The following is a 24,983-nucleotide window of genomic DNA, read 5'->3' as shown; positions in this document are numbered from 1 at the left end:
AGAAAATAACTATGAAAAACACATTTAGAAATTTAATTTGTTTGCTTGCATTAATAATGGCTTTTAGCTGTTCTAATTCATCAGACGATTCACCAACATCAGGCCCAACAGAACTGCCTGATGCTATTAGGGCTTCGTTCGAACATGCTATATCACCATCAGACCCTTTCGTGCTTCTTTTAACAAATACAACGTCGTATTATCTTCCATATACAGGAATGTGGGATTACGGAAATGGTACTACGGCCATTGCTGATGGTACAAGCGTTAAAGAAGTAAGATACGACGCAGCAGGAAGATATACTATTAGTCTTACCGTATCTAGCGATGGTATAACAAACACCATGAGTAAAGATATTATTGTAGACGAGAATGGTATTTGTCCTAACGCGGTGTGTGGCGATTTAAATACGAGTAGCTTAAAAGATGCCGCTACAACTTTTTCGGTGGGTACAATTACAAGATCGCCTTATGTTAATGCAGGAGGTAAGCATACCGAAATTCTAGTGAGTGAGTTTAATAACTTAACATCAGAATACGAAATGAAAATGAATGTTATGTATCCATCAGAGGGTAACTACGATTTTTCTGCAGGTGATGCTATAGTAGATTTTGCTCAAGCTAACGGTATGAATGTGCATGGACACGCCTTAATATGGCACAATGCAACACCTAGTTGGGTCGAGAATTTTTCTGGAACCGATGCCGAGTTTGAAACTATGGTTGAAGATTATATTACAACAACTTTAGAGCACTATAAAGGTAAAGTACGTTCATGGGATGTTGTTAACGAAGCGTTTGAAGATGGCTCTGGACACCCTTTAAGAAACTCGGTTTTTAGACAAAAAATGGGTGACGACTACATTAAAAAGTGCTTTCAATTTGCTAGAAATGCAGATCCAGATGTTCTATTGTTTTACAACGATTATAACATGGCATCTAGTCCTACAAAGCGCGAAGCTATGTTTAACTTAGTGGATAGCTTGGGCGACTTAGTTGATGGTGTAGGAGCACAAATGCATATTTCGTACAACGGGCCTTCTGCAGCTAATATTCAGGCTGTGGCAGATGGTACTGTATCTAGAAATTTAAAATTACATTTTGCCGAATTAGATATTAGAGCAAATCCAGAAGAAGATACAAGTGTATCTTCGCTTTCTACCGATAGAGCAAATGCACAAAAGGAAAAATACAAGGAGGTTGTTCAAATTTATAACGCCATTCCTTTGGATAATAAATTTGCATTAACTGTGTGGGGTGTTAGAGATAACGAGTCTTGGTTGTTGGATTTCTGGGGTGTTCCAGATTGGCCATTAATGTTTGACGAAGATTATAATAAAAAACCAGCATACGCAGGCTTTTTAGAAGGTTTACAGTAATAAAAAACCTTTAAATTTTTTTTAGTAGAAAGCCCTAAGTTGTTAAATATTTTAGGGCTTTTCTTTATTATAAAATCAATTTTTAGGTAAGTTATAGTTTAAATATCCACTTCAATAACAAAAAAACAATTAAAGTATGTCTTTCAATAACGTATTAAAAATTTCAGTTTTAACCATAATAATGTTGGTAATGCATGCATGTAATAAAAATAAAACCATACAAGATAAAGGCCTAAAAGACCATGCAGAATTTCCAATAGGTACCGCTATTAAAATAGGATCTTTAACTTCAGATTTAGAACTTCAAGAGTTGCAAAAGTCTAATTTTAATAGCATCACATCTACAAGTGATATGAAAATGAATAGAATCATTTCAGAAGACGGTAACTACAACTGGAGTAGAGTCGATAAAATTGTTGATTATGCTCAAACCAATAATCAGAGGTTATTTGGCCATAATTTAATTTGGCACAGTTCTACACCTAAATGGGTAGAAGAAAAAGCCAGTAAAGATAGCTTATGGTTAGATGGTTTTATGGAAGATTATATCACTACGTATGTTACAAGGTATAAAGGTAAAGTTGCCGCATGGGATGTGGTTAATGAAGGTTTGGAGTCGCATGGTGGCAACATAAGAGAAACCATGTGGTATAATGCACTTGGTAAAGAATATATTGCTAAGGCTTTTAAGTTTGCACATGCTGCCGACCCCAATGCCGTTTTATTTTACAACGATTTTAATATAGAAAGAGATACCTTAAAGTTAAATGCCACATTAAAGCTTGTAAAGGATTTAAAAGAAAAAGGTGTGCCTATTCATGGTATTGGGTTTCAAATGCACATTCGCATGGATATACCTGATGAAACAATTGCATATGCCTTAAAAAAGGCTGCTGATACAGGTTTGCAAATTCACTTATCGGAAGTCGATATTATTTTTAATAAACATAACGATACAAGACTTGGAGGCGTACAAATCTATGATGAAATCACAGATGAAATGAAAACCGCCCAAGCAGAAAAGTACAAAAATCTTGTTTTAATGTACCGTAACATTGTTCCTAAAGCACAGCAATTTGGAATAACATTTTGGGAGTTTAACGATAGAGATACATGGATAAACGGCTTTTTTAATTTAAAAGATTGGCCAACCATATACAATGAAAAATTAGAACCAAAGCCTGCGTATTTTGGGTTTTTAGAAGGTTTAAAAGAAGAACTATAATGAAAACAAGAAGTGTAATACTTAAATGGCTCCTTTTTTTACTACCCATAATAAGTGTGGCCCAAAAGGAATATAACATGTCGTCTCAAAAAGACAGATTAATGCAATATGCCGGACATTGGGAAAGCGCTATTAATCCTAGTACCGATAGTGTTGCCATGCATCCAGAGGTAAAAATGAGCAGTATAAGTAATTTTAATAATAATTCGCTTAATGTAACTGTTTTTCAGAAAGATAGCGCGAATACATATGTGCCAATACTTCAGGAAATTATTGGTTACGATCGTATTACCGATACTGTTTTTGCTGCAGGCCATAATGCCGAAGGTGCTTTTTTTACAGGTAAAGGCAAATTTTATTCAGAATATAAATGGACCATGCAGGATAAAGACCTTAATGGGAATAAAACCATGAAGGTTAATTTTAACTTTAATAGTTATACCGATGTTACTCTAGTAGGTCTCGATAATAATGATAAGCAGTTATGGCAAACAAGATATATTAAGCAAAATTCTAAAGATAAAAACATAGGCATCCAATTGGTTTCGGTACACGATGAAATGCTTAAAAACCCAGAAAAAACCTTAATTCAATTAGGCAGAATGGGGTATAGTTATGTTGAAACTTTTGTTTATAAAGATGGTGGTTTTTATGGCTATAGTCCTAGTGCGTTTAAGGCTATAGTGGAAAAAGCGGGTATGCAGTTTTTGGGTTCAATGACGTTTTTTGATCCAGAAGATAAAAATGACGAAGTCGCAATTAACTCCTGGTGGAATAATGCTATTCAAGACCATAAAAAAGCGGGTGTGGAATATCTTTCTACTTCAAATAGTAAAATAAAAAGCATTACAACTATTAAAGAGCTTCAAGAGTATTGCAATTATTATAACCAAATAGGAAAGCTTTGTAAAGACAATGGCTTAAAATTTATTTTTCATAACCATGCCGATGAGTTTTTAAAGGTTGAAGGCATAAGAGTTTACGATTACTTTTTGCAAAATACAAACCCGGAATATGTCTATTTTCAATCGGATGTGTATTGGATGCATGTGGCTGGTGTTAATCCGGTCCATTATTTTAAAACCTACCCTAAGCGTTTTATAAGCTGGCATGTTAAAGACTATAAAGAATTGGGCGAAAGTGGTAAAATAGATTTTAAGGAGCTATTTAAGCATCAAGAAATATCTGGGGTTGAGTATATCTTATCTGAAGTTGAAGATTATAGCTTTCCGCCATTGTTTAGTGTGGGTTTAGCTTGGGAATATATTTATTATACATTATTAAAATAAGCCAAATATCTATGAAATCGTTTAGCATAAAGTGTTTTTTACTAACCATATTTCTTATAACCATGAGTAAAGCAAATGCTCAAGATCAGTTTAGTGTTTTATTGTTTACCCAACATGATGATTGGCATTACAACACCATTCCTGTGGCTATTCAAGCTTTCCAGGATATGGCCGAAGAACACCAATTTAAGTTTAATTGGACACAAAGGCCTAACGATTTATTAAAGCAACTACCAAAACATGATGTTGTAATATTTATGAACGCCAATGCCGATTCTTTAAAGACAAAGCATATCACTGCTTTAAAAGCATTTATGAAACTAGGCGGAGGTTTTGTGGGTATACATGGAACAGCCGATGGTGAAAATAATAACGCTTGGTTTGATGGCCTTGTGGGCGCAAAATTTGTGAATCATCCAAAATTACAGGCTGCCATTGTAAAGGTTGAAAATACCGATTTTCCAGCAACATGGCATTTGCCAAATAAATGGCTTAGAAGTGATGAGTGGTATAACTTTAGTAATTTCGATTTAGATAAATTAAATGTGGTTTTAACTGTTGATGAAACATCCTATGATTTTACTGCAGGATATGATGATATCCCACTAAAAGGCATGGGAGATAAACATCCTATTTCATGGTATCAATATTATGAAGGCGGAAAATCGTTTTATACAGCTTTGGGGCATAAACCAGAATCGTATAGGGATAAAAATTTTTTAAACCACATTTTTGGTGGCATATATTGGGTGGCCAATAAACAGAGTAATTAATTTAAAAATAGACTAAGGTTACTGTTAATAGTTGGTATTTTTATCAATTAGGATAAATAAATATCAATGAGTAAAACCTTAAAAGTTTATAAAAATGATGGCTAAACTAAAAATACATATAATAAAATATCATATTAGTGTTATTGTTACACTGTGGCTTGCTATACTTAATCTTTCTTGTAAAAGTAGCGACGGGAAAAAGCAAAATCTAGTAGCCGAAGGCGCAGAACTTATGTTGGTTTCCAATGCTTTCGAGTTTACAGAAGGTCCTGCAGCCGATAAATCGGGAAATGTATATTTTACCGACCAGCCAAATAATAGCATATTAAAATGGAATGCCTTAGATAACTCAGTTTCAGAATATATGAAACCTGCAGGTCGTGCAAACGGTTTGTATTTTGATAATGATGGTAATTTGCTGGCTGCAGCTGATGAGAAAAACGAACTATGGCGTATAGATTCTAATAAAAAAGTAACGGTTCTAGCCGGAGATTTCAATACTATTAAGTTTAATGGACCCAATGACATTTGGGTAGATCCTAAAGGAGGTGTTTATTTTACCGACCCATATTATCAAAGAACTTGGTGGGCACATAAATCGCCACCTCAAAAAGAAAAACGGGTGTATTACTTGGCGCCAAATGCCAGTAAAGTAAAAGTTGTAGTGCACGAAGGCTACTTGCAACCCAACGGTATTATAGGTACACCCAATGGTAAAACTTTGTACGTTGCAGATCAAGCAGGAAATAAAACCTATGCCTATACCATAACCAATTCTGGAGATTTAATAGATAAAAAATTGTTTACAAAATTGGGTTCAGATGGTATGGCTATCGATCATTTGGGCAATGTTTATCTTACCGGTAATGGCGTAACAGTTTTTAGTCCCGAAGGCAAACAAATTGAAAAAATAGAGGTGCCCCAGAACTGGACGGCCAATGTTACTTTTGGAGGCAAAGAGCAAAATATACTTTTTATAACCGCATTGAATTCTATTTACACCCTAAAGATGAATGTTAGAGGCATAAGGTATTCGTATTATTAAAACGTGTTAAAATGAAACATATAAAATTAGGAGTATTTATTTTTTTATTATCGGTTGGTACTATTTCAGCTCAAGTACCTAATGGATATAATCTTTGGCTTAATTATTCTCCGCAACCGAACAGCACTATTTTAAAAGAATACCAAAAGGTATCTACTTCGGTTTACTTTCAGAATGAATCCGATGTTTTAAACGTTTCAAGAGAAGAATTAAAAAGGGGATTAAAAGGCATGTTGGGAGTAGATGTTCTGTTTTCAGATGCCATTAGTAAATCGAATACCTTAATTATTGCGACAAATAATAACTTGCATCAAGACATTCAGAATACACTGGAAACCAATTATAAGTCAATAGGTGACGAAGGCTTTATTATAAAATCTATACAGTTTAAGGGCAAACAGATAATTGTTATTTCAGCCAACCAAGATGTTGGAATTTTATACGGTGTTTTTAGATTTTTAAGATTACTTCAAATGGAAACAGATTTAAGCACTATTCATATTATTGATTCGCCTAAATTAGATTTAAGAATGCTAAACCATTGGGATAATTTAGACAGGACTGTAGAGCGCGGTTACGCGGGCTTTTCTCTATGGAATTGGCAAAAACTTCCAGATTTTATAGACCAGCGATATATAGATTATGCGCGAGCCAATGCCTCAATTGGTATAAATGGTGCGGTTTTAAATAATGTAAATGCATCGGCTTTAATTCTTACGCCCATGTATTTAGAAAAAGTAGCAGCATTAGCCAATGTTTTTAGACCATATGGTATTAAAGTATATCTAACAGCACGTTTTTCTGCGCCTATAGAAATTGGTGGTTTAGATACCGCAGATCCGCTTAACAAGGAGGTACAAAATTGGTGGAATACAATGGCAAACAACATCTACAAAGCCATTCCAGATTTTGGTGGGTTTTTAGTTAAAGCAAATTCCGAAGGTCAACCTGGTCCACAAAATTACAACAGAACGCATGTAGACGGTGCAAATATGCTGGCCAAAGCTTTAAAGCCGCATAATGGTGTTGTAATTTGGAGGTCTTTTGTGTATTCGGAACATGATGTTACCGATAGAGCAAAACAAGCGTATAGCGAGTTTGTACCTTTTGATGGTAAGTTTATGGATAATGTTTTGGTACAATCTAAAAATGGACCCATAGATTTTCAACCAAGAGAACCTTTTCATCCTATGTTTGGCGCTATGCCGAATACTAATTTGATGATGGAATTTCAAATTACTCAAGAATATTTAGGCTTTAGCACACATTTAGTATTCCTTCCTAAACTTTTTGAGGAGGTTTTAAAAGCAGATACCTATGCAGAAGGCAAAGGTACCACAGTAGCGAAGGTTATAGATGGTTCTATAACAAAACCAAAACTAACCGGAATAGCAGGTGTTTCTAATATTGGAAACGATATTAATTGGACAGGGCATCCGTTTGCACAAGCCAATTGGTATGGATTTGGTAGGTTAGCTTGGAATCCGCATTTAAGTTCAGAAACCATTGCAGAAGAATGGTTAAGAGCAACCTATTCTATCAATTCAAAATTTATTGAACCTGTTAAAAATATGATGTTAAACTCTAGAGAAGCGGTTGTTAATTATATGAATCCTTTAGGCTTACATCATTTATTTGATACAAACCATCATTATGGTCCAGGACCTTGGGTGAGTAATTTAAGTCGCCCAGAATGGAACCCAACCTATTATCATAAGGCAGATGAAAACGGTATAGGATTTAATAGATCTTCAACAGGAAGTAATGCTGTAGAACAATATGCTAACGAGGTCGCTCATGTTTTTAATATTGTTGAAACCTGTCCAGAAGAATACCTATTATGGTTTCATCATGTGCCATGGGATTACAAACTGAAAAACGGAGAATCTTTATGGAATGGATTGGCATTAAAATATCAAGAAGGCGTGAATCAAGTTTCGCAAATGATAACAACTTGGAATGCTGTAAAGCCTTATATTTCTGAAGCTGAATATAAAGAAGTTGATATGTTATTAAACATTCAATTAAAAGAAGCTAAATGGTGGAAAGATGCATCATTACTCTATTTTCAAACCTTTTCAAAACAACCATTTCCAAAAGACATAGAGAAACCAGAAAAATCTTTAGAGTATTATAAATCTTTAAAGTTTCCCTTTGCTCCAGGTATTCGTCCGCATTGGGATTAGTTTATAAAAGCATTAAAAAAGTAGAACCATGAGCTATAATAAAACTGTTCTAATTTTAATTTTTGTCTTAGGCATTTCAACCTGTTTTGGGCAAATTAAACTACCAAAACTTATTAGTACTGGCGCTATTTTACAACGAGATACCGAGCTTAAAATTTGGGGTTGGGCAGCACCTCATGAAACTGTTGTTTTAAGTTTTGATAACAAGAAATATAACGCTATGACTGATGCCAAAGGCAATTGGCAACTACTTTTACCCGCTCAAAAATTTGGTGGACCATATCAAATGGTATTTACAGGAACCAATAAAATTACCCTTAATAATATAATGTTTGGCGATGTATGGTTATGCTCTGGGCAGTCTAATATGGAACTTCCTATGCAGCGTTTAAAGGATAAGTATCCAAAAGAACTTGCCGAAGCTAATAACCCCAGTATTAGACAATTTTTAGTGCCCGATCAATACGATTTTAACACCGTGCATAACGATTTAGATTCCGGAAGTTGGAAGGAGGCGAACACGCAAAATATAGCGGAGTTTTCTGGAGTCGCTTATTTCTTTGCAAAAGATTTGTATGCTAAGTTTAAAGTACCCATTGGATTAATAAATGCGGCCTTAGGTGGTTCGCCTGTTGAATCTTGGATGAGTGAGGATGCTCTTAAAAAATTTCCTGATGCTTATGCGGAATTACAACAATTTAAAGATAGTACGTATGTAGCTGAAATTGCTAAAAGTGATAAGAAAAGACAAGAAGATTGGTATAGCGATTTAAACAAAAAAGATATTGGGTTTATAAATGGTAATGAATGGTTTTTAGATGAGGTAAATGATACTGGATGGGAAGAAATGAGTATTCCTGGATATTGGAAGAATGAACCTATTGGAAATGTTAACGGTGTGGTGTGGTTTAGAAAAACCGTAAATGTTTCTAAAGAAATGACCGAAAGTGAAGCGAGTTTGTGGTTAGGAAGAATTGTAGATCAAGACCATGTTTATGTAAATGGAACCTTAGTTGGTACAACGGGTTATCAATATCCACCAAGAAAGTATAAAGTGCCAAAAGGAGTTTTAAACCTAGGGAAAAACACTATAACAATTAGAGTTATAAATGAACAAGAAAATGGTGGTTTTGTTTTAGATAAACCATATTTTTTAGCTGTTGAAAGCGACACCATTAATTTAAAAGGTAACTGGAAATATAAGTTAGGTGCTACAATGAATCCTTTAAAAGGTCAAACTTTTATTCGTTGGAAGGCGGGCGGACTTTATAACAAAATGATAGCACCATTATTAAATTATAAAATTAGAGGTGCTATATGGTATCAAGGAGAATCGAACACTTATGACCCTAATACATACGCGTCCACATTTCCAGCTCTTATTGCGAATTGGCGAGATAAATGGCAAATTGGAGACTTTCCATTTATTTATGTGCAGTTAGCGAATTTTTTAAAAGAAACCGATGCGCCAACGGAGAGTAATTGGGCTTTGTTAAGGCAAGCACAACTTAGTACACTCTCGGTTTCCAACACAGGAATGGCAGTTATAACAGACATTGGAGAATGGAACGATATTCATCCTATAAACAAAAAAGATGTTGGCAAGCGATTGTCTCAAGAGGCTTTTAGGCTGAGTTATGGCGAATCAAAAGTTTCATTGTGTCCTGTTCCTGAAAAAGCAAAGTTTAAAAAGGATAAAGTTGAAATAGAATTTAAATATGCCGACTCTGGTTTAAAGGTTAAAGGTGGTACCACATTGCATTATTTCGAAATATCAATTGATGGTATTCATTTTGTAAAAACTTCAGCTTTAATTAAAGGCGATGCTGTTGTTGTATGGCATTCAGAAATAAAAAATCCAAAAGTAGTACGCTACGCATGGGCAGATAATCCTGCTAAAGCAAATTTATTTTCAAATGATGATTTGCCCGTAAGTCCCTTTCAAATTAAAAAATAATATATCGCTATGAAAACACTTCAATCTTTAATCATAATTGGTTTAATGGTATTTAGCACCATTGTTTTTGCACAAACAGTCGATAAAAACAGAGTTATTATTTTATCGGATATTGAAGCAGATCCGGACGATACACAGTCTTTTGTACGCTTATTTTTATATGCTAACCAAATAGATATTAAGGGCATGGTAGCTACAACTTCTTGTTGGATGCAGTCGCAAATAAACCCGCAATCCATAGAAAAAATTATAGATGCTTATGGCAAGGTGCAACCAAACTTATTAAAACATGAGTCTGGTTATCCTGAAGCTTCACATCTAAAAAGTCTTATAAAAAATGGGTTACCTGTATATGGTATGAAGGGTGTTGGAAAAGGTAATGATTCCGAAGGTTCCGATTGTATTATAAAAACACTTGAAGAAGATGACGACAGGCCATTATGGATTTCCGTTTGGGGTGGTGTTAATACTTTAGCACAGGCCTTATTTAAAATTGAGGCTACAAAATCTAAAAAGGAAGCTAATCGTTTAATTAAAAAATTACGAGTAAATACCATCTCAGATCAAGATGATTCTGGGATTTGGATTAGAAATAATTTTCCAGATTTATTTTATATCGTAAGTCCTGGCGACGATTATGGATCGGCAACATGGATAGCTATTAATAGTGTAATTAAAGGGAATGATAATACCACTATAAGTAATACTTGGATAGCAGAACATATTCAACAAAACCATGGGCCTTTAGGTGCAGTTTATCCAGATACAGCTTGGGGCGTAGAGGGCGATACACCTGCGTTTTTATCGTTAATACCCAATGGATTAAATGTGTCCGAACACCCAGAATGGGGAGCTTGGGGCGGACGCTACGAATTGTATAAGCCGGATTTTAACAAAACTAAAAAGGGAGGTTCTGTTGTAGAATTAGCACCAGAAACACGACCTATTTGGACGGATGCTACTGATAATTATAAGCCTTATGTTTTTAAGGAATTTGGTAGAGTGTTTAAAAAAGACAGCTTGTCGTTTAATGATAATAAGGCTACGCTCTGGCGATGGCGAAATGAGTTTCAGAATGATTTTGCCGCACGTATGGATTGGTGTACACAATCATACGAAGAGGTAAATCATCCGCCTGTTCCGGTGTTGAGTCATCCATCAGAATTACATGTAAAATCGGGTGAAAGTATTTCTTTAGATGCGCGACAATCTCACGATCCTGATGGTGATAATTTAAGTTTTTTATGGTTTCATTACCCAGAAGCAAGTTCTTATAAAAAAGAGGTCGGATTTATTCCAGAAAATGTCTATCATGCCCACACTACGGCGCCAAAAGTTGATAAAAAAGAAACATTACATATTATACTAAAAGTAACCGATAAAGGGAGTCCTGCGCTAACCCGATATAAACGGATCATTGTAACTGTTTCTCCCAACAAATAGGGCTTTTAATCCTTGTAAGGATTTAAGGTTATTATTGTGCCATCTGCTCTATATTTTATCTCTGCTACTTTAACTGAACGTAGGTGTGTAACACCTTTAGATAAACTCGAATCGTGATAAAACAAGTACCATTTATTATCTACTTCGCAAATAGAGTGGTGTGAAGTCCAACCTACTACTGGATTCAATATGCGTCCGCTATAAGTAAATGGTCCATAAGGGCTATCGCCAATAGCGTAGCAAATAAAATGCGTATCGCCAGTAGAATATGAAAAATAATATTTACCGTTGTATTTATGTAACCAAGCGGCCTCGAAAAAACGTCGTTCGTTATCTCCAGCTAATAATAAATTTCCATTGTCATCTAAGATTTCAATAGGTTTTGGTTTTTCAGCAAATTCTAATAAGTCATCAGACATTTTAGCAACATAAGGTAGTAAAGCCGGTTCATTATCTTTAGGAAGAAATGCTGTTGGACTTTCAGGTTGCTCCGGATTAAACTCACCTGTTCTCCAGCGTTGTAATTGTCCGCCCCAAAGACCACCAAAATACATGTAATAGCTACCTTCTTCATCTTTAAAAACAGCAGGATCGATAGAAAAGCTACCTTTAATAGCTTCTGGTTGTGCTTTAAAAGGTCCTGTTGGAGAGTTGCTTGTAGCTACTCCTATTCTAAAAATACCATCGAGTGCTTTTGCAGGAAAAAATAAATAATACGTTCCGTCTTTTTCATTGGCATCGGGTGCCCACATTTGTTCTTTAGCCCAAGGCACATCATTAACATGTAAAGCCACACCATGATCTACGGCTTCACTTTCAATAGAATCCATAGAGATTACATGGTAGTCTTCCATGGCGAAATGGCTTCCTAAATCATCAAAAGCTTCTCCTGCATCAACATCGTGCGATGGGTAAATATATATTTTTCCATTAAACACATGTGCCGACGGATCTGCTGTGTAAATGTTTGTTACTAAGGGTTGAGAAATAGCGCGCTTATTTAGGTCATCAAAATTGATATTTTCGATACTTTCTTCAGGCATAATGTTATATTTTGTATGTTTTAATTTTGTCTTCGTTCTTTTAAATCCGCTTCAATTTTTACTTCCATTTTTTTATTAATTTCATAGAAAAAAAGCAAGCCTACGGCTATTAAAAATGGAATTGCTGGATATACACTTACAAGTAATTTAGTTCCTGTAATAGTAACTGCTGCTTGTTCTGTAAGGTTGGCATCATAGCCATAACTAGCTAAAATAGAGGCTAAAAGTGCTGAGCCAATACTTAAACCGCCTTTTAAACCCACCATCATTGCAGAGAAAATAATGGCTGTTGCTCTATGGTTAGTTTTCCACTCGGAGTAATCTGCTACATCGGCAATCATAGCCCAAAGTAATGGGATGGTGATGCCATAGAAAAACCCATGTAAAATTTGCGATGCAAACATGAATTCTACAGATGTTGAAGAGAAAAAATAAAAGAAAATAATGAACAAGGTTGAGGTAAATAAAAACGTCATAAAAACATCTCTTTTCCCATACTTGTCGGCTAGTTTTTTTGATAAACCAATACCAAAAATCATGAAAATAATACCTCCAGCATTAAATAATCCAAATCCTGCAGATACGGGATCTTCTCCAAAGAAATTTATGCCAATGTTAGATAGGAAGTCTAATAGCGGACTAATAAAACTTGTAAGTCTATTGGCGTCTACATAGTTTTTAAAGTAGTAAACATAAGATCCGCCTTTCATAGCTAGGGTAATAAAAACTAATGTGGTAACTGTTAAAGTAATTACCCAAGGTTTATTTTTAAATAAGTCGGCTAGATCTTCTTTAACACTCGATTTTTGTTCTGGTTTAGGTATTATACGTTCTCGTGTGGTAAAAAAGGTGATTAGCAACATGATGGTGCCTATAATGGCAAGCCATGTCATTACTATTTCAATTCCAACGGCTTTATCACCTCCGCCTGCCGATTCGATAATTGGTAGCATAAATACTTGCACAAAAAATTGTGCAAACATAACTGCTACAAAGCGATAAGCCGATATGCTGTTTCGCTCGCCCATATCGCCAGTAATTACACCGCTTAAAGCAGAGTATGGCAAGTTGTTTGCTGCATAAAGTAATAGTAATAAGGTGTAAGTAACAACGGCGTAAATAACTTTCCCTTTGTAACTAAAATCTGGGGTGCTAAAGGCTAATAAAGCAACAACACCAAGTGGAACGGCTGTCCATAAAATCCATGGTCTAAATTTCCCCCATTTGGAGTTTGTTCTATCTGCAATGGCGCCAATAATTGGATTAAATCCAAATGCAGCAACCAGCCCTACAGTTAATATAATTGCCGATGCGTGGTTAGCCTCAAGACCGTAAATATCAGTATAGAAAAAAGCTAAGTAGGTAACCAAGGTTTGAAATACTAAATTGGCAGCGAGATCGCCTAAAGCATATCCAACCTTTTCTTTTACTAATAGTTTTTGTGTATTAGCACTCATATTTATTTGTTTTTTAAAGCTAATACAGTGTGGTAAGCTTTTTTAGGTTCAAAATTTCTATCAAATAATAAGGGGTGATTCGTTCTTCCGTTTATAGGCCAATTGTTTAACCAGGTTTGTCCATCATTAACGCCCCAAAAAGTGACTCTTTCAATTTTATCTTTGTGTTTTAAGAATAGTTTAAAAATGTCCTCATAACGCTTAGCTAATTGCATTTGTGCCGCATCTGTAAGTGCAACAGGGTACGGATTCATTTTAGGGTCGCCTTCAAATTGTGCATAACTTTGCTCGACTGCAGCACCATCTAAATCCCATGGGTTTGGCAATACCGTAACATCTAGCTCGGTAAAACTTACCTTAACTCCTAATGCGGCATATGCCAAAATACTATTTTCTATATCCTCTAGAGTTGGACCTTCTAAACTCCAATGGGCTTGCATACCAACACCATCAATTTTAATACCTTGTGCTTGCAAGTTTTTAACAAGTTTTACCACACCAGCTCTTTTTTCTGGTTTCCAAAGGTTGTAATCATTGTAAACTAACTTAGCGTCAGGATCGGCTTTAGCGGCCAACTTAAAAGCATGAGCTATATAATCTTCGCCCATAACCTCGTAAAAATTAGATGTTCTAAAACTACCATCTTCATTTAAAGCTTCGTTTACTACATCCCAAGTATGTATTTTGCCTTTATATCTTTTTACAATTGTATTTATATGCGTTTCAATGTATTGTGCCATGGTAAGACTGTCTTTTACCTCTTGCATCCAAGGAGCTAATTGGCTGTGCCAAACTAGGGTGTGGCCTATAATATGCATATTGTATTTTTCTCCTAAGGCAACATATTTATCGGCTACATCAAAAAAGAATGTGTCTTTTTGTGGGTGAATTTGTTCCCACTTCATATCGTTTTCTGGTGTTATGGCATTAAATTCTTTTTCAAGAAGTGCTGTTGTTTTGGAGTTGCTTTGATTGATTTGAGAACCACTAAGCGCAGTACCTATATAAAAATCGTTTTTAAACGATTCTTTAAGAGAAATTGGCGCCTTTGAATCTGTTTTTTTTGGTGCATTATTACAGTTAAAAAACAAGGCAAATGCCATTAATGTAAAAATTAGTCTATATAATGTATTGGTCATAATTAATTAATTTTTCGACTCGTTTTTAAGTCAAGTTGGTTATAAAATTATTTTGAATAAAAGTAGTTTTAAGCCGTGTAGAAGAGTAAAACAAAATCAACTAATCTTAAAACAATTGTTGCATTTTGCAGTATAATAAGGCTATTTGAGCAGTGCTTAATTTAATTTATTATTAAGTTGGCTTAATTATCTTTTTAAAGTGAAGTGTCCTGAGAATTTTTGATTGTCAATAATAATAATGTACCAATAATCATCTGAAGGCATATTTATATTATTAGCGCTACCATTCCATGAAAATTTGGTGTTACTAGCACTTTTTATAAGTTTTCCATAGCGGTTAAAAATTGAAACATGCGACGAAGAATAAAACTCGATTCCCTTTAAATCAAATTCATCATTTACACCATCGTTATTTGGTGTGAAAAATTTAGGAATATAAAAATGTAAGTGTGGTTTGGTTATTATAGTATCGCAAAAACGCTGTTTAACATAAATGGTATATTGGCCACCTTCAATATTTATAAATGTATTATTGGGTTGATATATATTGCCGTTAAGTGAATATAAAAAATCACCTTCATTATTGGTTGTAACAACAATATCTCTACCATCTGATGCAATGGAATCTATAACAGGATTCTCAATTTGTGTAACAGTAATAGTTTTTGTTACTGTACAATTAAAATTGGATACAGCAACGGTATAAACTCCAGGGCTAGAAACAGTTATTTCTTCGGTGGTGGCGCCATTACTCCATAAATAGGTAGACGTTGGTATGTTGGAGTTTGCCTGTAGCGTAATGGTGGTGTTTTCGCAAAAAGACAAAAATTCGTCTTCCACTAAAGGGGTTTCAAGAAAATTAATAACAATAGGTGTTCTAGATGCTGAAACACAACCGCCATTTATGGTTTCTGCTTCGGCATAATACGTTCCAGATGTTTGAGGTGAATAGCTTGAACTATTTGGTAATAGTAAATTGCCTCCAGTGGCAGCATCATACCAGTTTACTGTCGTTCCAGAAGGTGTTGAAGCAGAAATAGGTGTTGTAGAACCTTCGCATACCGAAAGATCTCCATTGCTAGTAGGGGTGTTAGGAATCTCGACAACCTTAAATTCAAAAGTATCAGATAGCGCATTGCAAAAGGAATTCGATATGTTAATAGCATCTTCAGCAACCTTTACTCTGTAAAAAATAGTGGTATTTAACGGTGGTGTTGTAAATGTTGGATTGTTCTCTCCAATAAGGTCTGTCCAATTAATATTATTCGTGCTTTCTTGCCATTGATAAAAATGACTTGAAAAAATGGTGAAATCTGGATTTGCGGTTAATGTTTTTGTAGATGATGGACTTCCTGCACATTGAAAAACTCTTGAGTTGTTTTGAGTGTCGGTAACCGTAATATTATCACCGCAGGATTTAAATACAATATCATCTAATGCTAAATCGTTACCGCAACCTCCAACACCATTATTTAGCATTTTTAAAATTACAGATGTTTGTTTAGGCAACGTTTTAAATACTAAAGCGTACTGTTGCCAATTAGGACTAGAGGTGCTATTTATATTTCCAGTATCTCCCGAGGCTAGTAAATTGGTGTCGGTATTGTCCCAAATTTCGAATTTAACATTTATAGGAATTCCAGTGCCACAAGAAGGATGATTGTTAGGCAGAAGGTTAATTATCCAAGAAGAAAATTCGTAAGATGTATTTTCGCAGAGACCACTTATAGCCCTTCTGTAGAATTCGCCTGTAGTAAAATCGGCGTTAACTATTAAACTGCGGCCGTCGGTATCTCCGGGTGTGTGATCTGGTATATCGTGCCATCCAAACCAATTCGTTCGGTTAGAAACCGTATAGAAACCATCGTTAGGTTGTGTGCTTGCAAAGGTGTAGGACGTAGTTCCAGGTGGTAGTGTTGTGTTAGTGGTTCCTGAGCCAAAATCCTCAGTAAAAATGGGTTCGCCAGAATTCCCTCCGCAAAAACCTAATTGAGCACTTGCTTGAAGTGAGAAGCATGTTAATAAAGTAAGGAGTATTTTATTGAGAGTATTAATAATTTATAGTTTTAACAACAGTTTTTTATTTGACAATGAATTTAGTGCTATATTAATTAAAAGATAGCTTTGGTAATAATCTTTTCATCGCAAATACTAAAATAAATGATGCATATGCGGTATAAAATTTTTCAAGTTAACAAAAAAAACAGATGTCTTATGGTCTTTAGCTCTAATTATGCTATAAAATTTTCAGTTAATTAAATACATTTCTAAATTCATATAAAACACCATTTTCACTTCGTTTTTTAAATAGTTTAATAAAATTTTTTATTCATAACATCATGAGATTGAGTAGTTGGTGTTATTAAATGAGAGCTTTAAACAATTGTGATAAAAGCTGAGGTTAATATTTCTTGTAGTCAATTTTTATGTTAAAATTTGGGTGAATTCGTAAATTTTATAATATATTTGGAAAACTCAAAATTGGTTAACCACTTTGGAAAACCAAAAAATGAGATTTCTACCACAGAAAACTAAAACAATAACTAAATATTACATTATGAAAACAAAACTACTTTTAGGAGGACTAACAAGCAAAACACTTTATAGTCTTTTACTATGCTGTTTATGTCTAACTTATGGATGGAGCCAAAACCCTAGTATGCAAATTATTGGTGAATTTCCTGAGGTAGATGGAGGTATGGAAGCGCAAACAGCTGATGCAACAATGAGTTCTGCTGGTAGTTCACAGGCGGGCACTGCTCAAGAGACTTGGACTGTATCATCAACAGGTAATTCATCTGTAAGAACTATGGATGACGATGCGGCATTAGCAAGAACTGGTACCTTTTCGGCGGAATGGGCTGTGGCAGAAGGTAAAACTAACGTAAGATTACAATCTCCTTCTCCTACTTCTCCTGCATTTACGCCGGAAACAGAGTATACCATTCAATTTTTTTATAAAAGTGAATTCGATCCTGGAACTGATTTAGATCCAGGGGTTTATTTAAATAATACATCATCTGGAAGTACAACAAACAAGACAGATGTTACGCCTTGGGCAAGTAATACGTGGACAAAAACTTATGGTACAAAAACACTTGGAGCAGTGTTTAATGCTTCTAATTGGGCTGTAGCCAGAATATCCACGGCTTCAGATGCTACTGGATTTCATTCTGCTGTAAGAGTAGATGATTTTGTTGTATATGCTGGAGGTTATGATGATATGGCGCCTAGTGATCCTACAGGGGGTTCTTACGATGTGTCAGGCAACATCGCTTGGTCGGCGCCAACAGGTGGAGTAGATGGAGGAGGATATGTAGTTTTTAAATATTCTGAAATGCCATCTGCAGACAATGATCCTAATCAAAATGGTATCTATCAAGTAGGTAGTACCACAACAAATGGAACAGGAAGTATTACAGGAACTGTTGTTTATATTGGAGAAACGCCTTCATTCACAGATACATATTCAGCTGGTACATATTATAAAATATATGCGGTTGATAAGGCCTTTAATTATTCAAATGAATTAAATATTTCTGATGCTACATTAAGTGTCTCTCAAAATATTTTAGCAACTAAATTAAACATCTATCCTAACCCAGCTCAAGATTACATTCAAATAGATTCTAACGATATTAAAGTTAAATCAGTTGAAATGTTTAGTCTTGTTGGACAAAAAGTTATTTCAAAAAACAACCTAATTAATAGCAGATTAGATATTTCAAATTTAAGTAGTGGTATATACCTTTTAAAGGTAAATGCTAATAATGGAAGCTTAACTAAAAAAATAATAGTACAGTAACCAGTAAAATAGTTTGATTAAAAAGCCTTTTTTTAAAATAAAAGGCTTTTTTTAGTTTATTAAAATATACTTATGATATCAAAAAATAGACGGGACTTTGTAAAAAAATCAGCCTTAGCCATTGGAGCAATTCCTTTGTTAGGGTTTTCTAATAGTGCTTTACAATGGGTTAACGGTTCTGGTAATAATGATTTGTCTGTTAATATTTTTTCAAAACATCTTCAGTTTTTGGATTATAAAACTACGGGTGAAATGGCGGCATCAATGGGTTTTTCTGGAGTAGATTTAACGGTAAGACCAAAAGGGCATGTGTTGCCAGACCATGTAAAAGTAGATTTGCCAAAGGCTATAGCAGATATAAAATTGGGAGGTTCGCAATGTAATATGATAACCACCAGTGTTGAGAATGTTAATAACCCACTAGATGTAGATGTTATAAAAACAGCTGCAAAATGTGGTGTCAATTTTTATCGTACAAATTGGTTTAAGTATTTGGAAGGTGAAACCTTAGAAGCTTCTATTAACTTTTATAAAAACCAAGTACAAGCTTTGAGCGAGCTAAATGCACAGCATAATATTGTTGGTTGTTACCAAAACCATGCAGGTGTAAAAGTTGGTGCTTCTTTTTGGGAGGTAAAAGCGATTTTAGAATTAGCCAATACAACGTTTTTTGGTACACAGTACGATATTAGACATGCCGTTGTAGAAGGTGGGAATTCTTGGGTAAACGGACTAAACCTTTTACAAAATCATATTAAAGTAATTGTTTTAAAAGACTTTAAATGGGGGTTAGTTAACGGGCAATGGAAAATCGTTAATGTGCCAATAGGTGAAGGTATGGTTGATTTTGATACCTACTTTAAAATATTAAAAAAGTATAAATTAAAACCTCCAGTTTCTTTACATTTAGAATATGATTTAGGAGGAGCAGAAAAGGGACAGGATGAAATTAGTATTGATAAAAAGGTTGTTTTCGATGCTATGAAAAAAGACTTAAGTACAGTTCAAAAAATGTGGAATCAAGCCTAAAATATAGTTGATTGGGTGATATAAATAAACTAAAAATAAATAATACTAATGAATTACACGGTTAATTTTAAATTGAAGAACACCATTTTAATCTACCTAAGTGTTTTACTCCTTGCTTTTGGGTGTAAAGAATCTGCCGGTAAAAGTGGTGTTAAGGTTGATAATATCGAAGCATTAAATAAGGCGATTAAAGATGCAAAACCAGGAGATAATATTGTGCTTGCAAATGGTGTTTGGAAAGATGTAGAAATTAAATTTAGAGGCCAAGGCACAAAAGATAATCCAATTGTTTTAATTGCTGAAACAGCAGGTAAAGTTTCTATTGAAGGTAAATCGTATTTAAAATTTGGAGGCCAGTATTTAGTAGTAGAAGGTTTGCATTTTAAGAACGGTTATTCGCCATCAAGAGCAGTAGTCGAGTTTAAAATAAATGATGATGAGATTGCAAATAACTGTAAAATAACAAATTGCGTTATTGAGGATTTTAATAAGCTAAAACGTGATGACAGCGATTTATGGGTTAATTTCTGGGGAAGACACAACGAGTTGAGTAATTGTTATATAGCGGGAAAAACCAATAGAGGACCAACCATACGAGTTAATTTAGAGGGAATTGAAAGTATTAATAACTATCATCAAATTGTAAATAATCATTTTGGACCAAGACCTGTAAAAGGAGGTCCAAGTGGTGAAACTATTCAATTAGGAAATAGCTTTACATCCATGGCTCCAAGTTATACTATGGTTTCAAATAACTTATTTGAAGAGTGTAATGGTGAAGTTGAAGTAATATCAAGCAAGACTAACTTTAATGAGTTTAGAAACAATGTGTTTTATAAAAGTGAAGGGTCTTTAGTAACTAGACATGGTAATTATTGCACGATTGATGGTAACTATTTTATTGGCGATGGTGTAAATGAAAATTATGGTGGTATCCGAATAATCAATACGGGACATTGGGTAACTAATAATTATTTTTTCAACTTAAAAGGTACAAGTTTTAGAAGTCCGTTGGCTGTAATGAATGGTATACCAAAATCGCCACAAAATAGATATAACCAAGTTACCGATGTTGTTGTTGCCTATAACACTTACGTAAACTGTAGTACACCTTGGCAGTTTGGTGTGGGTACAAATATTGCACAAGCCGATGTATTACCTAAGTCTGAAATTCGTTCTGCAAGAGCTATTAGAACTACTGTGGCAAACAATGTGATTTATAATGAAAAAGGTTTAGAGGCTATTGTTATAGAAAACGATAAGGCTGATGGGGTTACTTTTAAAAATAATATTGTAGATAATAAAGGCGTTAAATTTAATGGTTTTGATGGAGGCATAAAAGAGGTGTCATTAAGCTTAAAAACTATTTCTGAAAACATTAAAATTCCAACCGGCTTACCAAACGATATCGAACCATATGTAGGATTCGATTTCGGAAATATAAAAACAGATTTATTCGGGAAATCTAGAGAAAACAATAATAGTATTGGTGCAATTATTGGAGTGGATGTTGCTAACTCAAATATTCTTGATAAATCTAAATACGGTACAGATTGGTTTTCAAATGAAGTAGAACCTAGTGATCCTGTTTCTCATGTTGTTACTAATGCTATTGAGATACAGGCCAAAATAGACGCCGCTAATAAAGGTGATATTATAGTATTAAGTCCAGGTGTTTATAACGTAGAAAAGTCTTTAGTTATTAATAAAGCAATAACAATTCAATCTAAAAAAGGGGAGAAAGCGCAAGTGGTATATAATGGAGCTGCAAATTCTCCTTTATTTTCGCTAAACCCAAAAGGGAAGTTAACCGTTAATAATTTAAATTTAAAAGGAAACAACGCTAATTATGCCTTTGCAAGTTTAAAAGAAAACATGTCTAATCATTTTGGATTAACAGTTTCAAATACCGAAATAAGTAATTTTAATTACGTGCTTAAAGTTTTTAAAGAATCTTTTTCAGAACGTATTACTTTTAATAATACTAATATTTCCGATTGTATAAATGGTATTGAGTTATCAGGAGAAATAAATGCAAAAGGAGATTATAATACCGAGTATTTAACTATCGCTTCTTGTAAATTTAATAATGTAAAGGCTAATGTGGTTGATTATTACCGAGGTGGTTATGATGAGTCTACAATTGGAGGAAATCTTATAGTTTCAAATTCTACATTTATAAATTGTGGTGCTAAAGAAGATAACCGAATTCTATTAAACCATCATGGAATAGTAAATGTAAATATTACAGGTAATACCTTTAAAAATAATCCGGTTGCTTTTGTTTCTATTTTATGGGGTGCAAAAAACAATGAGCAGTCAAAGAATACTATAAGTAATTCTGGGCAAATTAAGGTTCAAGAAAACTTAGAAATGAAATTGATGTACTAGTTTAAAAGGAGTTCTCAGTTTTTAAAATCCAGAATATTATTTAAATTAAAAAGACTTTAAACGCCCATTTTTATGGGCATTTTTTTATTTAATTATGTTAAAATTCACATTTTATAGTTATTTTTTTTGTAAAAATAGGAAATACCCATATATTTGGTAAACCAATTTGGTTAACCAGATTGGTCTCATTTAACTCATTAGGTGTTTTTTAACCCATTTCCAGGGGCGCAAAACTAAAGGTGTAAGTTGAAAATGATGATTTAGAAAACATATTATAAATCAATTAATAGAGACAGGGATTTCAAAAGGCATTCTTTGTAAAATGTTTGAGTTAGTCGCTGGTAAACATAGCATTTTGTTTCCTGTCTATATTAAAAAGAAATAAAGCAAATCCTTTGTTTTAAGGACTGCTTCGAAAATGGAATCATTAGTGGCGTTAAACTACAAAAAGAACTATTCATGTAAAGCGGGATTGAATAGTTTGTTTGATGCTGCTAATAATTCATTATTTAATTTGTAAAAAAAAAACGCTTTTCTATTTGGGAGCTAAATTTTAAACGAAACTATGAAATTAAATAGAACCTTATTATTAAGTGTATTGCTTATCACGTTATTTTCTTGTAATAATAAAACGGAAAACGTAGCGGAGGAAAGTGAACAAGATGGACACCCAAATTTAATTTTAACAAAACAAGGCGTTAAAGAGATTAGAGCACAATTAGGTAATATTCCAATTTTTGATAATACGTTAAAAGAGGTTCAAGAAGAAATTGATGCGGAAATTGCCTTAGGTATCGATACACCAACTCCAAAAGATTATTCTGGTGGGTATACACACGATCGCCATAAACGTAACATGGTGGTGATGCAAAAAGCCGGTGTTTTATATCAAATTCTAGACAATGAAAAATATGCAAAATATGTTAAAGACATGCTAATGCAATATGAAAGCATGTACAAAACATTACCTGTGCATCCTAAAACAAGATCGTACGCTAGAGGTAAGTTATTCTGGCAATGTTTAAACGATTCTAATTGGTTGGTTTATGTTAGTCAAGCATACGATTGCGTTTATAATTACTTAACTGAAGAAGAAAGAAATAAACTAGAAACTAACTTGTTTAAGCCCTTTGCAGATTATATTTCAATAGAGAATCCTCAGTTTTATAATAGAGTGCACAACCATAGTACGTGGGGAAATGCAGCCGTTGGAATGATTGGATTGGTTATGGATGATGAAGAGCTAATTCAGCGTGCATTATACGGTATCAAGGATCTAGAAATGGATAAAACCGCTAAAGATGATGATGGCGGATATATTAACAAAGATGGAAAAGCTGGCTTTTTAGCAAATATTGAAGAGCCTTTTTCGCCAGATGGTTATTACAACGAAGGGCCATATTACCAAAGGTATGCTATGTATCCTTTTTTAATTTTTGCTGAAGGTTTGCATAACGTAAGGCCAGATGTTAAAATTTTCGAATATAAAGATGGCGTGCTTTTAAAATCTATAAATGCATTATTAAACTTGTCTGATGCCGATGGGGATTTCTTTCCACTTAACGATGGCCAGAAAGGCATGTCGTATTACAATAGTGCTTTAGTTACAGCTGTAGATATTTCGTATCATTTTGGAGGTCAGGATCCTGGGCTATTAACTATAGCAAAACAACAAAATAAAGTGTTGTTGGATGATTCTGGTTTAGCGGTAGCGCTAGGAATAAAAAACGGACTAGAAAAACCGTTTGATAGGAAGTCTATTAACTTATCCGATGGCCCTGATGGAACCCAAGGTGGTGTAGGTGTTTTACGTAACCAAGGTATAGAGGTTGTCTTTAAATATGCCGCGCAAGGTTCTAGTCATGGGCATTACGATAAATTGTCGTATTCCTTATACGAAAGAGGCGATGAGGTTATTCAAGATTATGGGTTAGCACGTTTTGTAAATATTGAGCAGAAAGGCGGCGGAAATTATTTAAAAGAAAATAAAACTTGGGCAAAACAAACTATAGCTCATAATACAGTTACTCAAAATGAAACTTCTCATTTTAATGCTAAATTTGAAACAGGCAGTAAATACCATCCAGAGTTAAATTATTTTTCTTCAGAAAATGAAAGTGTACAAGTAGCAAGTGCCATTGATACTCATGCGTATCCAGGAACAGAAATGCTTCGTACACTGGCTGTTATTAAGGATGAAGATTTTGAGAAGCCTTATGTTTTAGATATCATGAAGGTGACTTCTAATAAAGCAAATCAGTATGATTTTCCATATTATTTTTTAGGTCAAGTATTGCAAACAAATTTTGACTATAAAACCCCGGAAACTCTAAAAACTTTAGGGAGTAAAAATGGATATCAACACTTATTTGTAGAAGGCAGTGCTAAAGCGCAAAGCGAGAACAGTAAGCTGTCTTGGCTAAATAAAGGTAAGTTTTATACTCTAACTACAGTTACTAGTAACACAGATGATTTATTATTTACTAGAATAGGTGCAAACGATCCAGAGTTTAACTTAAGGCGAGAGGCAGCTTTTCTTTTAAGGCGTAAAAATGTAAAGAATACAACGTTTGTTTCTACTATTGAGGCACATGGTGGTTATAGTCCTGTAACAGAATCGGCAGTAAACTCAAATAGTAATATAACTAATTTAAAAGTAGTTTTAGATAACGCAGATTATACGGCAATTGTTATTACTAACTTAAACGGTGTTTCCAAATTATTTATTACTGCTAATACTAAACAAAACAAGGAAACGAAACATAAATTAAATATTAAAAATGAGAGCTATGAGTGGTCTGGTTCTTATTATTTCAAATAAA

At 34.2% G+C, this 24,983-nt stretch carries 16 protein-coding genes; 12 read left to right on the top strand and 4 right to left on the bottom strand.

The annotated features are described in order from the left end of the window. Window positions 1-11: 11 nt before the first annotated feature. From AAFN75_RS04940 to AAFN75_RS04905, 8 genes are all read left to right on the top strand, one after another. Entirely contained in the window at window positions 12-1,379 is a 1,368-nt protein-coding gene (locus AAFN75_RS04940) for an endo-1,4-beta-xylanase (protein WP_411808507.1), read from the top strand. Between the two features lie 136 nt (window positions 1,380-1,515). Then, a complete protein-coding gene (locus AAFN75_RS04935) occupies window positions 1,516-2,604 on the top strand; it encodes an endo-1,4-beta-xylanase (protein ID WP_411808506.1) in 1,089 nt (362 codons plus the stop codon). Continuing rightward, window positions 2,604-3,893 carry a sugar phosphate isomerase/epimerase family protein gene (locus AAFN75_RS04930; RefSeq protein ID WP_411808505.1) on the top strand — a complete coding sequence of 430 codons (1,290 nt, stop codon included), beginning with the start codon at window positions 2,604-2,606 and terminating at the stop codon, window positions 3,891-3,893. The genes AAFN75_RS04935 and AAFN75_RS04930 overlap by 1 nt, the downstream gene beginning before the upstream one ends. Window positions 3,894-3,955: 62 nt before the next feature. Next, a complete protein-coding gene (locus AAFN75_RS04925; protein WP_411808504.1) occupies window positions 3,956-4,666 on the top strand; it encodes a ThuA domain-containing protein in 711 nt (236 codons plus the stop codon). Between the two features lie 94 nt (window positions 4,667-4,760). Continuing rightward, window positions 4,761-5,711 (top strand): SMP-30/gluconolactonase/LRE family protein, encoded by a 951-nt coding sequence (locus AAFN75_RS04920; protein ID WP_411808503.1) that lies wholly within the window; start codon window positions 4,761-4,763, stop codon window positions 5,709-5,711. An 11-nt stretch (window positions 5,712-5,722) separates the two neighbouring features. Further along, window positions 5,723-7,897 (top strand): alpha-glucuronidase family glycosyl hydrolase, encoded by a 2,175-nt coding sequence (locus AAFN75_RS04915; protein WP_411808502.1) that lies wholly within the window; start codon window positions 5,723-5,725, stop codon window positions 7,895-7,897. Window positions 7,898-7,925: 28 nt separating this feature from the next. After that, complete coding sequence (locus AAFN75_RS04910) at window positions 7,926-9,854, top strand: sialate O-acetylesterase (protein ID WP_411808501.1); 1,929 nt, start codon at window positions 7,926-7,928, stop codon at window positions 9,852-9,854. 9 nt (window positions 9,855-9,863) lie between these two features. Beyond that, window positions 9,864-11,297, top strand: a complete 1,434-nt coding sequence (locus AAFN75_RS04905; RefSeq protein WP_411808500.1) for a nucleoside hydrolase-like domain-containing protein — start codon at window positions 9,864-9,866, stop codon at window positions 11,295-11,297. A gap of 5 nt (window positions 11,298-11,302) precedes the next feature. Here the strand turns inward: AAFN75_RS04905 and AAFN75_RS04900 are convergent, their stop codons facing one another. The 4 genes from AAFN75_RS04900 to AAFN75_RS04885 form a co-directional block, all read right to left on the bottom strand. Next, a complete protein-coding gene (locus AAFN75_RS04900) occupies window positions 11,303-12,340 on the bottom strand; it encodes a glycoside hydrolase family 43 protein (protein ID WP_411808499.1) in 1,038 nt (345 codons plus the stop codon). 20 nt (window positions 12,341-12,360) lie between these two features. Continuing rightward, the gene (locus tag AAFN75_RS04895) at window positions 12,361-13,797 is read right to left on the bottom strand and encodes an MFS transporter (protein ID WP_411808498.1); all 1,437 of its coding nucleotides are present in this window, start codon (window positions 13,795-13,797) and stop codon (window positions 12,361-12,363) included. Between the two features lie 2 nt (window positions 13,798-13,799). Beyond that, window positions 13,800-14,936, bottom strand: a complete 1,137-nt coding sequence (locus AAFN75_RS04890; protein ID WP_411808497.1) for an endo-1,4-beta-xylanase — start codon at window positions 14,934-14,936, stop codon at window positions 13,800-13,802. 186 nt (window positions 14,937-15,122) lie between these two features. After that, complete coding sequence (locus AAFN75_RS04885; RefSeq protein ID WP_411808496.1) at window positions 15,123-16,445, bottom strand: T9SS type B sorting domain-containing protein; 1,323 nt, start codon at window positions 16,443-16,445, stop codon at window positions 15,123-15,125. Between the two features lie 1,048 nt (window positions 16,446-17,493). On the opposite strand from AAFN75_RS04885, the gene AAFN75_RS04880 reads away from it, so the two are divergent. The 4 genes from AAFN75_RS04880 (at window position 17,494) to AAFN75_RS04865 (ending at window position 24,982) form a co-directional block, all read left to right on the top strand. Next, window positions 17,494-18,741, top strand: a complete 1,248-nt coding sequence (locus AAFN75_RS04880) for a T9SS type A sorting domain-containing protein (RefSeq protein WP_411808495.1) — start codon at window positions 17,494-17,496, stop codon at window positions 18,739-18,741. Between the two features lie 72 nt (window positions 18,742-18,813). Continuing rightward, window positions 18,814-19,770 carry a sugar phosphate isomerase/epimerase family protein gene (locus AAFN75_RS04875; RefSeq protein WP_411808494.1) on the top strand — a complete coding sequence of 319 codons (957 nt, stop codon included), beginning with the start codon at window positions 18,814-18,816 and terminating at the stop codon, window positions 19,768-19,770. Between the two features lie 48 nt (window positions 19,771-19,818). After that, window positions 19,819-22,161, top strand: a complete 2,343-nt coding sequence (locus AAFN75_RS04870) for a chondroitinase-B domain-containing protein (protein ID WP_411808493.1) — start codon at window positions 19,819-19,821, stop codon at window positions 22,159-22,161. A gap of 565 nt (window positions 22,162-22,726) precedes the next feature. After that, window positions 22,727-24,982 carry an alginate lyase family protein gene (locus tag AAFN75_RS04865; protein WP_411808492.1) on the top strand — a complete coding sequence of 752 codons (2,256 nt, stop codon included), beginning with the start codon at window positions 22,727-22,729 and terminating at the stop codon, window positions 24,980-24,982. Window position 24,983: the final 1 nt, after the last annotated feature.

The organism is Algibacter sp. AS12 (assembly GCF_046736315.1).
Taxonomy (GTDB): Bacteria; Bacteroidota; Bacteroidia; order Flavobacteriales; family Flavobacteriaceae; genus Algibacter_B; species Algibacter_B amylolyticus.
This window is presented reverse-complemented; position numbering and strand designations above follow the sequence as displayed.

Bases quoted from the DNA above. Each gene is read 5' to 3' on its own strand.
- AAFN75_RS04890 (WP_411808497.1), bottom strand. From the start codon at position 14,936: ATGACCAATACATTATATAGACTAATTTTTACATTAATGGCATTTGCC.
- AAFN75_RS04900 (WP_411808499.1), bottom strand. From the start codon at position 12,340: ATGCCTGAAGAAAGTATCGAAAATATCAATTTTGATGACCTAAATAAG.
- AAFN75_RS04915 (WP_411808502.1), top strand. From the start codon at position 5,723: ATGAAACATATAAAATTAGGAGTATTTATTTTTTTATTATCGGTTGGT.
- AAFN75_RS04875 (WP_411808494.1), top strand. From the start codon at position 18,814: ATGATATCAAAAAATAGACGGGACTTTGTAAAAAAATCAGCCTTAGCC.
- AAFN75_RS04925 (WP_411808504.1), top strand. From the start codon at position 3,956: ATGAGTAAAGCAAATGCTCAAGATCAGTTTAGTGTTTTATTGTTTACC.
- AAFN75_RS04930 (WP_411808505.1), top strand. From the start codon at position 2,604: ATGAAAACAAGAAGTGTAATACTTAAATGGCTCCTTTTTTTACTACCC.
- AAFN75_RS04940 (WP_411808507.1), top strand. From the start codon at position 12: ATGAAAAACACATTTAGAAATTTAATTTGTTTGCTTGCATTAATAATG.
- AAFN75_RS04910 (WP_411808501.1), top strand. From the start codon at position 7,926: ATGAGCTATAATAAAACTGTTCTAATTTTAATTTTTGTCTTAGGCATT.
- AAFN75_RS04895 (WP_411808498.1), bottom strand. From the start codon at position 13,797: ATGAGTGCTAATACACAAAAACTATTAGTAAAAGAAAAGGTTGGATAT.
- AAFN75_RS04880 (WP_411808495.1), top strand. From the start codon at position 17,494: ATGAAAACAAAACTACTTTTAGGAGGACTAACAAGCAAAACACTTTAT.
- AAFN75_RS04920 (WP_411808503.1), top strand. From the start codon at position 4,761: ATGATGGCTAAACTAAAAATACATATAATAAAATATCATATTAGTGTT.
- AAFN75_RS04905 (WP_411808500.1), top strand. From the start codon at position 9,864: ATGAAAACACTTCAATCTTTAATCATAATTGGTTTAATGGTATTTAGC.
- AAFN75_RS04935 (WP_411808506.1), top strand. From the start codon at position 1,516: ATGTCTTTCAATAACGTATTAAAAATTTCAGTTTTAACCATAATAATG.
- AAFN75_RS04870 (WP_411808493.1), top strand. From the start codon at position 19,819: ATGAATTACACGGTTAATTTTAAATTGAAGAACACCATTTTAATCTAC.
- AAFN75_RS04865 (WP_411808492.1), top strand. From the start codon at position 22,727: ATGAAATTAAATAGAACCTTATTATTAAGTGTATTGCTTATCACGTTA.